The following is a 14,074-nucleotide window of genomic DNA, read 5'->3' on the forward strand; positions in this document are numbered from 1 at the left end:
ACGGCTATCATGACAAAAATATCTAATACATCTTTTGAAATATCGTTTTTTTAATGAATTTTGTTATTTAACAATATTTAATAAGGGAGTTATTCACCTAAGTAACCTTGTAATAATCTCGCATATGGAGAATCAGAAGGCAAGATAATAACAGTTTTATCATTAATTGTCTTTTTATACGACTCTAGCGTACGATATAAGCTATAAAAATCAGGATCTTTTGAGAATGCTTCATTATAAATTTTTGCAGCTTCCCCTTCACCCTCTGCACGAATTTCCTCTGCATCTGCATTTGCTTTTGCTAGCTTTTCCCGTACTTCTCGGTCTGTTTCTGCAATGACAATGTTTTTCTTAGCATCCCCTTGTGATAAGTAATCTTGGGCTGTTGATTCACGTTCGGAGATCATTCTTGTATAAACGGAATTTTCGTTTTCCTCTGGTAGATCTGTTCGTTTAATCCGCACATCAATTAATTCAATACCATACTTATCTGCTGTTAGCAATTCATTAACTTGATCGGTTATTCGGTCATTTAAACTACCACGAGACGATTCCTTCTCATTAATAATCTCATCATAATTCAATTGTCCAAGCTCTGTACGAACAATGGAATAAATAAATTCATCCATCCTTGCTTCCGCACCATCTACTGTTCTAGCATTTGTAATCATTTCTTGCGGGTTGGTAATCCGCCAAACGGCATAATTATCAATGATCATCCGCTTTTTATCTTTCGTATTAATTTCTGATTCCTTTACATCATAAGACAGTTGATGTTTTGGTAATGTTGTAACATCTTGTATAAAAGGAATTTTAAAATATAATCCGGGCTCATTTTCTACCCGAACAATTTCCCCAAATTGACGGACGACTTTATATTCTCCTTCCTTCGCAATGAATACATTCGTGAAGAGAATGATTAGAGCCAAAATAATTACAAGGAAAAAGAAGCCTGTTCGTATCCATTTTCTGATTGGGAAGTCATTTCGTTTTGGCTCCATATCGACAACATTACTCATTTGTGTCACTTCCTTCCTCTGTTGTTGTTTTAGGTGCAGTACTATCTAATGGACGGAGTGGAAAATATTTCAATGTATCGCCGTCATCATTCATAATATAAATTTCTGCATTTGGTAGCACTTGTTCTAATGTTTCAATAACTAAACGTTCTCTCGTTACTTCAGGGCTACTACTATATTGTTCATACAGCTCATTAAATACAGCAACATCCCCTCTTGCCTGTTCAAGACGAGCGGTTTTCTCTCCTTCTGCACGAGAAATAATAGCTTCTTCTTCCCCAATTGCTTCATTTAATTTTTGATTTTTATACTTTTCTGCTTCATTAATTTTCGTGTTCATCGTTTCTCTAGCATCCGTTACATTTGTAAATGCGGCACGTACTTCATCATTTGGCAGTTCTACATCCTGTAATTTTACTGCCGATATTGAAACACCAATATCGTATTGGTTGACTAATTCTGTTAAAAGCTCGCGTACATTTCCTTCGATTGCTGCTCTTCCATCTGTTAATGCCTCGTCTATAGTAGAGCTTCCAATAATGCTCCGTAATGATGCACTTGTTGCATTATATAAGATTTCCTCTGGACTATCGGCATTAAACAAATATTTTTCTGGGTCTGTTATTTTCCACTGGACAACTAAATCTGCTAAAACTATATTTTCATCTCCAGTGATCATTTTTGTATCTTCTTCACTTTCCGAAACTATTTCCCCGTCTTTTTCTACATACCCAAATTGTAGACTGAATGTTTCTTTTGATAATTTTTCTACTGACTGAATTGGCCATGGAAATTTAAATTTCAATCCAGGCTCAGAAATTGGTGGACCAGCCTCCCCAAAGGTTAATACGATGGCTTGCTCCGATTCATCAACGGTATACCAAGAGGTTAAGCCTACAATTCCTAATATAATGATTCCAATGACAAAACCAGTAGTAACATATATTCGTTTTATACTTGTCATCTAATCTTCCTTTCTATTAAAACATTTTCGTAATAAACAGTAGTACGTATGAAGGATCATTTAGGTTTCAATTATTTCATCGTCATTAATTTTTCATTACTTTCTGCAATAGAGACACTGGAACTACAAAGCAGACTCCCTTTAAAATACACAAAGAAAAAGACAGAGCGGGGTAGCTCTGTCTTTTTCCATCCAGTTTATGGATGATGGGGTTTTCATATATATGGTAACAACCCCATGTTAATATTACATAAAGCTAGTGTAAATCGTTTGTAAATTTCATCCGTTTCACTCTTGTTTTTCTCTTAGCTTGACGATAAAGGTGGAACCCTTCCCTAATTCACTTTCCACATCTATTTCTCCATGATGTGCCTCTACTAAATGCTTTACAATGGCTAGACCGAGGCCAGTTCCACCAGAGTTCCTGCTTCGGTCCTTGTCCACCCGATAAAACCGCTCAAATATTCTTGGGATTTCTTCTCTTGCAATCCCAATACCAGTATCGGTAATGGAAACATGGATAAAATCATTTGCTTTTTGAAATTGAATCGTTACTTTTCCATTTTGTGGTGTATAGGAAATAGCATTAGATAGTAAATTGATAAAAATTTGCTTAATCCGAAGGCTATCACCTTCTATTATATATTCTTCCTGATCATGGATAAGCTCTAACTCAATCGATTTTCGGTCTGCCTTATTTCGTAACATTTCCATAATTTGCGCGATTACTTCGTAAATATTTACTAACTCAAGCTTCAGCTGGAATCCATGCTGTTCAATCCGGGAAAGCTCCAACAAATCAGAAATAATCGATTGGAGGCGATCGGATTCCTTTAATATGATATTTAAAAAGGAATGTAGCGCTTGTTCATCTAAATAGGCACCATCAATTAATGTTTCTGCAAATCCTTTAATCGATGTAATCGGCGTTTTTAATTCATGCGAAACATTTGCGACAAAATCTTTTCTAATTTGTTCCAGCCTTTTTAATTCGGTAATATCATGTAAAACAATGACAATACCTTTCCATTCATTATGATAACTGAAAATAGGTGCCCCATAAATTTCAAAATTCTTCATATGAATACCAATTGGAATTGTAATTTGCTTTCTTATTTTTTGCTCGGTCATAAACACAACATCAATAATATTACAAATATCCTTATATTTAATGACTTCATTATATGAATGGCCAACAACCTCATGATCTTTAATACCGAATATTTCTTTATATGTACGATTAGTTAAGTTAATGCAGCCACGATCATCAATCAACAATAGACCGGTCCCCATATTTTCGATTAATGTCGTTAGACGGTCCTGCTGCATTTCCTGCTCCTTTGTGATTTGCTGCAAATTTCTTGCCAATATATTAATCGATTTACTTAAAATCCCAAATTCATTATTGTCATCTTCATATGTCCTTGCCCGATAATTTCCTTTTGCTAGCTCAATCGCAGCATTTGCGGCAGATTCAACAGGCTTTGTAAACCGTGACATAATTTTTGACCCGATAATTAAAATAATGACCAATGCTAATGCAAAGCTTATGGATAATAATAACCAAATTTGTTTATAAGCGGTATTTAATTCTTTAATCGTGCTACTTAATATTAATAATCCATTTTCTTCCCCATTTATGTTTATCCGTTCCCAATAGTAGGAAATATCAAAACCTCGTCCTACCTGATATAGGCCGGAATCTTTAGAAGCGGATTCGTCAATAATAGCTTCGATTACTTCAGAATGATTGTAGTATTTAACCGAATCTCCACTATCATATGTGACCGTACCATCCGGTTGTAAAATAGTAATTCTCGCTTGTAATATATCGTGGCTTTTTTGTAAATCCTCTAAATCAAGATCTGATATGCCACCAGCTTTTTCAATAATTTGCGTTAAGATGGCACCTTCTTTTTCAAATTGATTATGAAAAGAGTTAATATAATAATTTTTAAATAATTGTCCAATGAGTAAGCCTAAACAAACTAAAACAATGATTATTAAAACAACTAGTGCTAACACTAATTTGTAATGCAGCTTTCTCATACACGGGGTTCCTCAAACTTATATCCAAGTCCACGGATTGTTTTTATATAAATTGGTTTTTTAGAATTTTTTTCGATTTTTTCTCGTAAATGACTTATATGCACATCAACGATTCTTGTATCACCAACAAAATCGTAATTCCAGACGGCGTTCAATAGCTGATCACGAGTTAATACTCGTCCTTTATTTTTCGTTAAATACAATAATAATTCAAATTCCTTTGGTGTAAACTCTAATAATTCTCCATTTAAATAAACTTCATATTGCTCAGATAGGATGGTAAGCTCACCGATGTTCATTTGTTCATGATTTTGGTGGTTAAAACTAGCCGTCTCTGATAGATTGTTGTTGGCTCTTCGTAAAATTGCTTTCACTCTTGCCACAACTTCTCTTGGACTAAATGGTTTTGTCATATAATCATCAGCACCAAGTTCAAGACCTAGCACTTTATCGAATTCATCATCTTTTGCTGTTAACATTAAAATTGGAATATCGATTTTCTGTTGGCGGAGAAGCTTACAAACTTCAATACCATCCATTTTCGGTAGCATTAAATCTAACACTATCATCTCTGGTTGCTCTTGAATTGCGAGATTCAGTCCTTCTTCCCCATCTAAAGCTGTAATTACTTCATATCCTGCTTGACTCAAATTATATTGTAATAACGTTACAATGGATTGCTCATCATCAATTACCAAAACCTTTTTGCCCATATTCTATTGTTCCCCCAATATAGTTTGATTTTAACCCCAAACATCCATCTAACTATATCTTTATTATAACGATAAGAGAAAAAGAAACCAACGAAAAATATGGGCTGTAAAAATCGGGGATGGAATGTTTAGAGTTTCATCATTCTATGTTTATAATGAGTAGTATGGAGGTGTATAAAATAATATCATAAAAAATAATTTCTGCATCTGTCTCTGGTTCTATGTTTACTATTATGTTAGGTCTAATCATACCAAATCCATTTGGTGAAACTATTTCATCATTACCAAATTATTTATTTGCTGTTGCATTAAGTACACCTGTTTATTTGATGTATAGTTTCCCAGCAATTTTATTTTATGGAGTATTAACCTCAATCATTAGTGATAAAGTCAATCAATTCACTTCAACAAAAATGAAAAAAGAAAAATCTGAAATAATTATCTCTGACATTTTACACGCTGTTTTTGGTCTTATATTACTATTGTATAGTTTAGGGGCTTCATTGTTATTCTTTATTACAGATAGAGTTCTACAAAAGAAAAATAAAGTTTATAAACCGAGACAAGCCATTAAAAGTTTTGCAATTCCATTAGCAGTCTGGCTAATTTTTATGGGAATTGTATATTTAGAGCATATATTAAATGACGTTTAAAGGCATTGGGAAACCTTTATTAAAAGTTTCCCGAATTTTATCTCATTATTTCTACATTAAAGTTTAACCGCAAAAAATAAAAGCCGATGATATTTTACAAAAGTAAAATATCATCGGCTTTTCGTTTAGAGATAAGTTTTGTATCAGCCTCGTAGGAAAAACAATAGAGAATTAATATTTATCTCAAATGTTTATTATTCAATTACATATTATCAATTAATTGTGTTCCGAATTCAGAACATTTTACTTCTCTTGCACCATCCATTAAGCGCGCAAAATCGTAAGTAACTACTTTCGATGCAATTGTTTTTTCCATCGAATTTGTAATTAAGTTTGCTGCTTCATTCCACCCTAAATGTTCAAGCATTAAAACACCAGATAAAATAACGGAAGAAGGGTTCACCTTATCTAGACCCGCATATTTCGGTGCAGTTCCGTGTGTTGCTTCGAAAATTGCATGTCCGGTTTCATAATTGATATTAGCACCAGGGGCAATTCCGATTCCACCAACTTGTGCTGCTAGTGCATCGGAAATATAATCACCATTTAAATTCATTGTAGCAACTACATCAAATTCACGAGGACGTGTAAGAATTTGTTGTAAAAAAATATCTGCGATAGAATCTTTAATGATAATTTTTCCTGCTGCTTCTGCATCTGCTTGTGCTTTATTCGCTGCATCTGTTCCGTCTGCTTCTTTAATGCGATCATATTGCGCCCAAGTAAAGACTTTATCTCCAAATTCGCGTTCTGCTAATTCATAACCCCAGTTTTTGAAGGCACCTTCTGTAAACTTCATAATATTACCTTTATGTACTAACGTTACCGATTTGCGCCCTTCTTTAATTGCATAATTAATAGCTGAACGTACTAATCGTTCCGTCCCTTCCTTAGAAACTGGTTTAATTCCAATTCCAGAGGTTTCAGGGAAGCGAATTTTTTTCACACCTAGCTCTGTTTGTAAAAATTTAATGACTTTTTTCACTTCATCAGAGCCTTCTTTATATTCAATACCTGCATAAATATCCTCTGTATTTTCACGGAAAATAACCATGTCAGTATCTTGCGGACGTTTTACTGGTGAAGGAACCCCTTCAAACCAACGAACAGGTCGCAAGCAAACGAATAAATCAAGTTCCTGACGTAGTGCAACATTCAAGGAACGAATTCCCCCACCAATTGGTGTTGTAAGTGGACCTTTAATAGCAATAATATTTTCACGAATAACATCTAATGTTTCGGTTGGTAGCCATTCGCCTGTTTGATTAAAAGCTTTTTCCCCTGCTAAAACTTCTTTCCAAACAATTTTTCTTTTACCATTGTATGCTTTTTCTACAGCTGCATCTAAAACTCTTGATGCAGATGCCCAAATATCTGGACCCGTGCCGTCTCCTTCGATAAATGGAATAATTGGGTTGTTTGGAACATTTAATACGCCATTTGTTACAGTAATTTTTTCACCTTGTGTCATAATACTTCCTCCCATGTTCGCTAATTTCATGTTAAAGGCTAGGAGTAAACTATTCTCCTAACCTACTATCCTTATTATAAAACAATCTTTTAAAATAATAAAAAGATTATTAATTATTATCTATCTTCCAATTTAATATATTGCTGTTTATTTGGTCCAACATAGTCGGCACGTGGACGAATTAAACGATTGTTAGCATATTGTTCGAGAATATGAGCTAACCAACCAGATACACGACTAACCGCAAATATTGGGGTAAACAAATCATGATCAATTCCTAAGCTGTGGTAAACAGATGCAGAATAAAAATCTACATTTGGTGGAATATTCTTTTGACTTGTTACAAGTGCTTCAATTTTCACCGACATATCGTATAGCTTAGATTCACCAGTTAATTTTGTTAATTTCTCAGACATTTCTCTTAAATGTTTCGCACGCGGATCACCTAGACGGTATACCCGATGCCCGAAGCCCATAATCTTTTCTTTATTGGCGATTTTATTATTAATATAGCTTTCTACATTTTCAACAGAACCAATTTCGGTTAGCATCTTCATTACTTGTTCATTAGCACCACCATGTAATGGTCCTTTTAATGCACCAATTGCGGCAGTAACCCCAGAATATACATCTGAAAGGGTTGCCACACATACGCGTGCAGTAAATGTTGATGCATTCAATTCATGGTCTGCATGTAATACAAGCGCTTTATTAAATGCTTCTACCGCAATGGAATCTGGTTCACTTCCGGTAAGCATGTATAAAAAGTTTTCAGCAAAGCCAAAATCCTTACGTGGTGCTACTGGTTCTAGTCCTTTACGGATTCTAGAAAACGCTGTCACCAAAGTTGGAATTTTTGCTTGAATACGGATTGCTTTACGGAAGTTTGCTTCTTCGCTTTGATCATCTGCTTCCTCATCAAATAATCCTAAAAATGAAATTGCTGACCGAAGAGCCGCCATTGGATGAACTTGTTTGATTGGATAGGACTTAATATGATCAACTACTGCAGCTGGAATAGAAGCATTTGCTGCTAGCTGAATCTTTAAATCTTCTAACTCAATTGCATTTGGTAATCGACGATACCAAAGTAAGTAAACTACCTCTTCAAAACTTGCATTTTCCGCTAAATCGTCAATATCATACCCTACATACGTTAATGTGTCATCAATAATCGAACTGATAGATGTTGATGCTGCTACAACGCCTTCTAACCCTTTAGTTGCACTCATAAAATTCTCCCTTTCCTTTAAAATTTTTTATTATTCTATCATACTTAAATAATCAAAAACTTATTAATAAAAAAATTAAAGTATCCCCATTTGTTGTTCTTTGTTCGTAATAATCTTGCAAGTATTTTTGAGAATGAAATTTAGTAAATACCATCCCCCTCAAATCCAAGAATAAATTGTATTAAGTCCATCCATACGATACTTAACTACGATTGGTAATAATCTTATTCTATTATAAAAAAGCAAAAAGGAAAAAGAAAATGCTTACAAAATATTTTTCCATAAAAACCACTATTCACATCTATTAGATTGTTCACAGATTTATTATAACTAATTTTTTTACTTTTGTGAATGGTTAGTGACGAAAATGTGAAGAAATTATTATTTTTCCAAAAAAATTTACTTACACAATTTTTTCCATTTGGTGGAATAGGAATAATTTTTCTGCTTCAGCACCAAAAAATGCTGGCTGATGCATAATCGTGTGGAGCGGGGGAAGTGTTTCTTAATATGGAAATCAAGACTTGTTTGCTTTCTCCATTTATGATTTTAATCAAGTAAAAGCATGGATTTCTAGTCAGATAGATTGCTTAGCAGGCGGATTACACAGGGCAAAATAATTCCGATAATGCTTCAAATGTATTCCGTCTGCTCACTAATAACAAATATCTAACCGAAAACAACTCACGGATTCAAAATACCAAATAATTTCATCGCATACCATGCGATTCCTGCGCCGATGAGTGGTCCGACGGCAACACCTTTAAATAAAGTAACCGCTAATATAGTTCCTAATACAAGTGCTGTCGTAATATGGGGCTCCTTTGCTAAAAGAACAACACCATTTTTGGCTAATAATGCTACTGCAATTCCAGAAATAATAGCAACCCATGCAATTGGTGATTTTAGTGACTCATATAAATCTTTAAAACCTATTTGCCCGGTAGCAATTGGAGCTAATACCGCAATCGTAATGACAGTTACCCCCCAATTAATTCCTTTGGATTGAATAAGAGTCAAAATTTTATCCTGTTGAAAAATTAACTTTATCACTAATAAAATGGCAATCGAGATAATTAATGATTGATTTTTCGCTAATACGCCAATAATGAATAGTAAACCTAAAAATAAATATGCTTGCATCTTGATGTCCTTTCCTTTTTAGACTCTTTATACTGTATACATCCTTATTCCTAAATAATAACAAAACACGGATCGAAATAAAATAATGACAATTTCAACTAGCAATAGCCCATTTTCGCTATTCTTTTACATATTTTTTATTAATTTTTTCCTTGAAAAGTCATAAAACAAATAATTTATTCGAATAGAGTCGAAGGAATTCAGAGAATAATCTGTCTTTTATTCTTTCCATTCCATAGGCAAATCGATAAAATAAATATAATACATGGTCAAGTTATTATGCATTGGGAGGATTTTCCTTGAACTCAATTTATTTTCAGCGATTTTTCCGCTCTATTATAGTTGTCGGCGGTACGTTTTTTTTATTAGTTGCCGTCTATTATATATCTTCTGTAGTTTATCCCTTTATTTTTGCATGGATAATTGCGTTTTTAATGAACCCACTAGTTAATTTTCTCCAATTTAAAGGAAAGCTACCAAGACCACTTGCTGTATTATTAATCCTTATTATTATTTTCGCATTAATTGCTAGTCTATTAACATTATTAATTTTTGAAATCATATCCGGCGCAGAATATTTGGCGAAAAATTCACCAGATCAAATTCAAGCATTAGTGGATTCCATTCAAAATTGGATTACCGGAACTGTCAATCCATTTATTAACCAATTGACAAATATATTTTTCAATCTTGGCGAAGAACAGCAACAAACGATTATAACCAATATTCAAGAAATTGGTTCCCATCTTGCCACCACGGTTGCGGGTTTTATGCAAACACTATTAACAAAGCTTCCTGGTTTTATTTCTTGGTTTCCAAATGCTGCCACTGTACTAATTTTTACGATATTAGCAACCTTCTTTATAAGTAATGATTGGTATCGTTTGAAACATTTTGCCGGGAAATTTCTTCCCAATAAAGTAAAACAAAGCAGTATGAATGTTTATATTGATTTACGCAAGGCATTTTTCGGCTTTATCGTGGCACAATTAACATTAATTTCAATTACTTTTGTCATTGTGTTTATCGGTCTTTTAATTATTCGTGTAGACTATGCTCTAGCCCTTTCCTTTATTATTGCGATTATTGATTTATTACCATATTTAGGAACTGGTTTAATTTTTGTTCCATGGATTATTTATCAGTTTTTAGTAGGGAATTTCCCAGTAGCCGTCGGTCTTTCGGTTTTATATATTGTCGTAATTGTTCAAAGGCAATTAATGGAGCCTAAAGTTGTATCCACTAATATTGGCATTACCCCATTAACATCACTCATTTCAATTTTTGTGGGACTACAAATATTTGGTTTCTCTGGTTTAATTATCGGTCCAATCATTGCTGTTGTCATTGTTACGCTGTTTCGAACAGGTGTATTCACTGATTTATGGCATTTTATTAAAGGAAAAGATGCTATCGAATAATGTGTTGTTTCAAACAAAATAAAAAACGAATCACAGCAACAGGTTATTTTCCTGTTTGTGATCCGTTTTTTTATTTTCATATTAACGAATGATAGTAATTGTCCGATGATCGATCAAATGCTTAAACCATTTTTTAATTAGTGGCTTTACGATTTTTCTTGTAAACGGTAATAATAAGAGAAATCCGATACAATCGGTAATAAATCCAGGAGCAAGTAATAGAACGCCACCTACTAAAATACATAGTCCGTCCAATATTGCTTCACCTGGTGGGATGCCATATTGCAATTGCTGTTGGACCGATCGTATTGTTTCGAGCCCTTGCTTTTTTGCTAAATACGCTCCTACTACACCAGTAAAGATTATTAATAAAATCGTGGTGCCAATTCCGAGATGATGCCCTGAATATAATAACAAACCTATTTCTAATGCGGGCAAAATAATTAACACTGGAATCAAATACCGCATTTGGACCACCGCCTATAATTTACGACTTCCGAATTTTATTCCATTATACCAAATTAGCAGTATTAAAGTACACTTGCATGCCCTTCATATATAGTACCACTTCCAGCATCAACTGTAATTTCTTGGCCATCTTTGAAAATTTCCAATGCATTTTCCACACCAACAATTACAGGAATACCTACATTTAAACCTACTACTGCTGCATGGGAAGTTAATCCACCTTCTACAGTAATTAATGCACTACATTTTTCAATTGCAGGCATCATGTCACGGTCAGATGAATATGTTACTAAAATAGAACTCTCAGTTACCTTTTCTTGCGCTTCTTTACCATTATTTGCTACAACAACTTTACCGAACGTAGATTTACGTCCAATACCTTGTCCTTTTGCTAAAACATTTCCTACTACATGGACTTTCATAATATTTGTTGTACCTGATCCTCCGATTGGAACACCAGCAGTGATAACCACTTTATTTCCATGTTTTACGATACCACTACGTAGGCTTTCATTTACAGATTGTTCTAGCATTTCATCTGTAGTTGTTGCTGCTTCACTTACACGTGGATATACTCCCCATACAAGTGCTAATTGTTTTGCAACTTTTGGATGGCTTGTAACTGCAATGATTGGGGCTTTCGGACGATATTTAGAAACCATGCGCGCTGTATGTCCACTTTCTGTTGGGGTAATGACAGCATCAATATCTAAATTTATAACGGTATGGGCAACAGATTGACAAATTGCATCTGTAAAATTATGTTCTGTTTCTTTACTACGTAACGCAAGAATTTCTTTATGATCTAATGCTGTTTCTGCACGTGAAGCAATATTGTGCATTGTTTGAACTGCTTCCACTGGGTATGTACCAGCAGCTGTTTCACCAGAAAGCATGATAGCATCTGTACCATCAAAGATAGCATTTGCTACGTCACTTGCTTCCGCTCTTGTTGGACGAGGATTTCTTTGCATAGAATCTAACATTTGTGTAGCAGTGATTACTGGTTTTGCTAATTTATTACATTTTTTAATTAGCATTTTTTGTACAAGTGGAACTTCTTCTGCTGGGATTTCCACACCTAAGTCCCCACGAGCAACCATTAAACCATCACTTACTTCTAATATTTCATCAATATTATCGACGCCTTCTTGGTTTTCAATTTTAGGAATGATTTTAATATGTGGTGCATTATGTGCTTCTAATAAAGCACGGATATCTAACACATCAGATACTCTACGAACGAAAGAAGCAGCAATGAAGTCGATATCTTGCTCAATACCGAAAACAATATCATTCGCATCCTTTTCTGTAATTCCTGGTAAATTAACAGAAACACCTGGTACATTTACACCTTTTTTATTTTTCAATGTACCATTATTTAAAATTTCTACTTTAATTTCTTTTGCATCCTTATCAATGCCAATGACATTTAGTCCAATTAAACCATCATCTAACAATATTTTCGAACCAACTTGAACATCATCAATTAAACCACTGTATGTAACGGAAAATTTATCTTCTGTTCCTAATACTTCATCCATTGCAATCGTTACTGTATTTCCTGTTTTTAATTCAATTGCACCGTTTACCATGTTGTGTGTACGGATTTCTGGTCCCTTCGTATCAAGCAAAATGGCGACACTTTTTCCGGTAATTTTTTCTGCTTCACGAATATTTTTAATACGTGCTCCATGTTCTTCATAATCCCCATGGGAAAAGTTAAGTCTTGCTACATTCATTCCTGCTTCAATAAGTTGGACTAATTTTTCAACGCTTTCACTTGCAGGACCGATCGTACAAACAATTTTCGTTTTTCTCATTTTAAAAATCCTCCCTGATTAAATAGATAGCTCTTTAGATAAATTGAACATTTTTGAATCGATACTGTGTGGTTGATCCACGATATCTGCAATTGCATGATCGACAATTTGGTTTTTCTGGATACCAACAGCACGTCCACCTTTTCCTTCTAGTAATAGCTCTACAGCATGTGCTGCAAGTCGACTTGCTAATACACGATCGGTTACAGTAGGTGATCCACCACGTTGCATATGTCCAAGTACGGAAACGCGTACACTAATATCTAATCGTTTTTGAATTTCTTCGGCAAATTTAACTCCACTTGTAACACCTTCAGCAACAATAATGATACTGTGCTTCTTGCCACGCTCTTTACCACGAGTAAGGCGGTCAACAATTTCATCCATTGATTGATTTTCTTCTGGAATTAAGATTGTTTCTGCACCACCAGCAAGACCACTCCATAGTGCAATGTCACCAGCATTACGTCCCATTACTTCAATCACAAAGGTTCTTTCATGAGAAGAAGCAGTATCACGAATTTTATCTACCGCATCGATTACAGTATTTATTGCTGTATCAAATCCAATAGTAAAATCTGTTCCAGCAATATCATTATCAATTGTTCCTGGAATGCCAATACAAGGGAATCCTAGTTTCGTAAGCGCATTCGCACCACGATAAGAACCATCTCCACCAATGACTACTAAGCCATCTAGGCCAAATTCCTTTAATTTCGCAAAACCTTTTTTCTGCACTTCTAAATTAGCAAACTCCGGTAGACGTGCAGAACGTAAAATTGTTCCTCCTCGATGGATAATATCGCCTACAGATCCTAATTCTAATTTTTCAATATTACCATTTATTAACCCTTGGTATCCATTATAAATACCATATACTTCTAAATCGTGGTACATACCCTTCCGAACAACTGCGCGAATTGCAGCATTCATTCCAGGTGAATCCCCACCACTAGTTAACACACCAATTTTTTTCATAATTACCACCCTCGATATGTAGAAATAGATTAATGCTAAATAATAAAAATAAAACTTTGTTAAGGAATATACAATTAACATACCATGATGAAACCATTAACTCAATATGTTAATATCTAATTGTAAAATAACAGAATAGT

At 34.4% G+C, this 14,074-nt stretch carries 12 protein-coding genes; 2 read left to right on the forward strand and 10 right to left on the reverse strand.

Annotation, left to right across the window (positions count from 1 at the left end; all coding sequences use genetic code 11):
* Positions 1 to 89 precede the first annotated feature (89 nt).
* The 4 genes from hflC to OEV98_RS11475 all read right to left on the reverse strand — a co-directional run bounded on the left by hflC (position 90) and on the right by OEV98_RS11475 (position 4,745).
* On the reverse strand, positions 90 to 1,019 hold the full coding sequence (gene hflC, locus OEV98_RS11460) for a protease modulator HflC (protein ID WP_263073418.1): 930 nt from the start codon (positions 1,017 to 1,019) through the stop codon (positions 90 to 92).
* Entirely contained in the window at positions 1,012 to 1,983 is a 972-nt protein-coding gene (gene hflK, locus OEV98_RS11465; RefSeq protein ID WP_263073419.1) for an FtsH protease activity modulator HflK, read from the reverse strand. The genes hflC and hflK overlap by 8 nt, the downstream gene beginning before the upstream one ends.
* A 288-nt stretch (positions 1,984 to 2,271) precedes the next feature.
* Complete coding sequence (pnpS, locus tag OEV98_RS11470; protein ID WP_263073420.1) at positions 2,272 to 4,032, reverse strand: two-component system histidine kinase PnpS; 1,761 nt, start codon at positions 4,030 to 4,032, stop codon at positions 2,272 to 2,274.
* Complete coding sequence (locus OEV98_RS11475) at positions 4,029 to 4,745, reverse strand: response regulator transcription factor (RefSeq protein WP_263073421.1); 717 nt, start codon at positions 4,743 to 4,745, stop codon at positions 4,029 to 4,031. Before OEV98_RS11475 ends, pnpS begins: the two co-directional genes overlap by 4 nt.
* A 233-nt stretch (positions 4,746 to 4,978) precedes the next feature.
* On the opposite strand from OEV98_RS11475, the gene OEV98_RS11480 reads away from it, so the two are divergent.
* Positions 4,979 to 5,398: a hypothetical protein gene (locus OEV98_RS11480; protein WP_263073422.1), complete on the forward strand. Its 420-nt coding sequence runs from the start codon at positions 4,979 to 4,981 to the stop codon at positions 5,396 to 5,398.
* A gap of 202 nt (positions 5,399 to 5,600) precedes the next feature.
* Here OEV98_RS11480 and icd read toward each other — a convergent pair whose 3' ends face one another.
* The 3 genes from icd to OEV98_RS11495 form a co-directional block, all read right to left on the reverse strand.
* The gene (gene icd / locus OEV98_RS11485; RefSeq protein WP_263073423.1) at positions 5,601 to 6,869 is read right to left on the reverse strand and encodes an NADP-dependent isocitrate dehydrogenase; all 1,269 of its coding nucleotides are present in this window, start codon (positions 6,867 to 6,869) and stop codon (positions 5,601 to 5,603) included.
* Positions 6,870 to 6,985: 116 nt separating this feature from the next.
* Positions 6,986 to 8,101 carry a citrate synthase gene (citZ, locus tag OEV98_RS11490; protein WP_263073425.1) on the reverse strand — a complete coding sequence of 372 codons (1,116 nt, stop codon included), beginning with the start codon at positions 8,099 to 8,101 and terminating at the stop codon, positions 6,986 to 6,988.
* A gap of 684 nt (positions 8,102 to 8,785) precedes the next feature.
* Positions 8,786 to 9,244: a DUF441 domain-containing protein gene (locus OEV98_RS11495; RefSeq protein WP_263073426.1), complete on the reverse strand. Its 459-nt coding sequence runs from the start codon at positions 9,242 to 9,244 to the stop codon at positions 8,786 to 8,788.
* A 299-nt stretch (positions 9,245 to 9,543) separates the two neighbouring features.
* On the opposite strand from OEV98_RS11495, the gene ytvI reads away from it, so the two are divergent.
* On the forward strand, positions 9,544 to 10,665 hold the full coding sequence (ytvI, locus tag OEV98_RS11500) for a sporulation integral membrane protein YtvI (RefSeq protein ID WP_263073427.1): 1,122 nt from the start codon (positions 9,544 to 9,546) through the stop codon (positions 10,663 to 10,665).
* An 81-nt stretch (positions 10,666 to 10,746) separates the two neighbouring features.
* Here ytvI and OEV98_RS11505 read toward each other — a convergent pair whose 3' ends face one another.
* The 3 genes from OEV98_RS11505 to pfkA all read right to left on the reverse strand — a co-directional run bounded on the left by OEV98_RS11505 (position 10,747) and on the right by pfkA (position 13,934).
* Positions 10,747 to 11,133, reverse strand: a complete 387-nt coding sequence (locus OEV98_RS11505; RefSeq protein ID WP_263073428.1) for an FxsA family protein — start codon at positions 11,131 to 11,133, stop codon at positions 10,747 to 10,749.
* 62 nt (positions 11,134 to 11,195) lie between these two features.
* Entirely contained in the window at positions 11,196 to 12,956 is a 1,761-nt protein-coding gene (gene pyk / locus OEV98_RS11510; RefSeq protein WP_263073429.1) for a pyruvate kinase, read from the reverse strand.
* An 18-nt stretch (positions 12,957 to 12,974) separates the two neighbouring features.
* A complete protein-coding gene (gene pfkA, locus OEV98_RS11515) occupies positions 12,975 to 13,934 on the reverse strand; it encodes a 6-phosphofructokinase (protein ID WP_263073430.1) in 960 nt (319 codons plus the stop codon).
* Between the last annotated feature and the right edge of the window lie 140 nt (positions 13,935 to 14,074).

It is taken from the genome of Perspicuibacillus lycopersici (genome assembly GCF_025660475.1).
Lineage (GTDB): Bacteria > Bacillota > Bacilli > Bacillales > Caldibacillaceae > Perspicuibacillus > Perspicuibacillus lycopersici.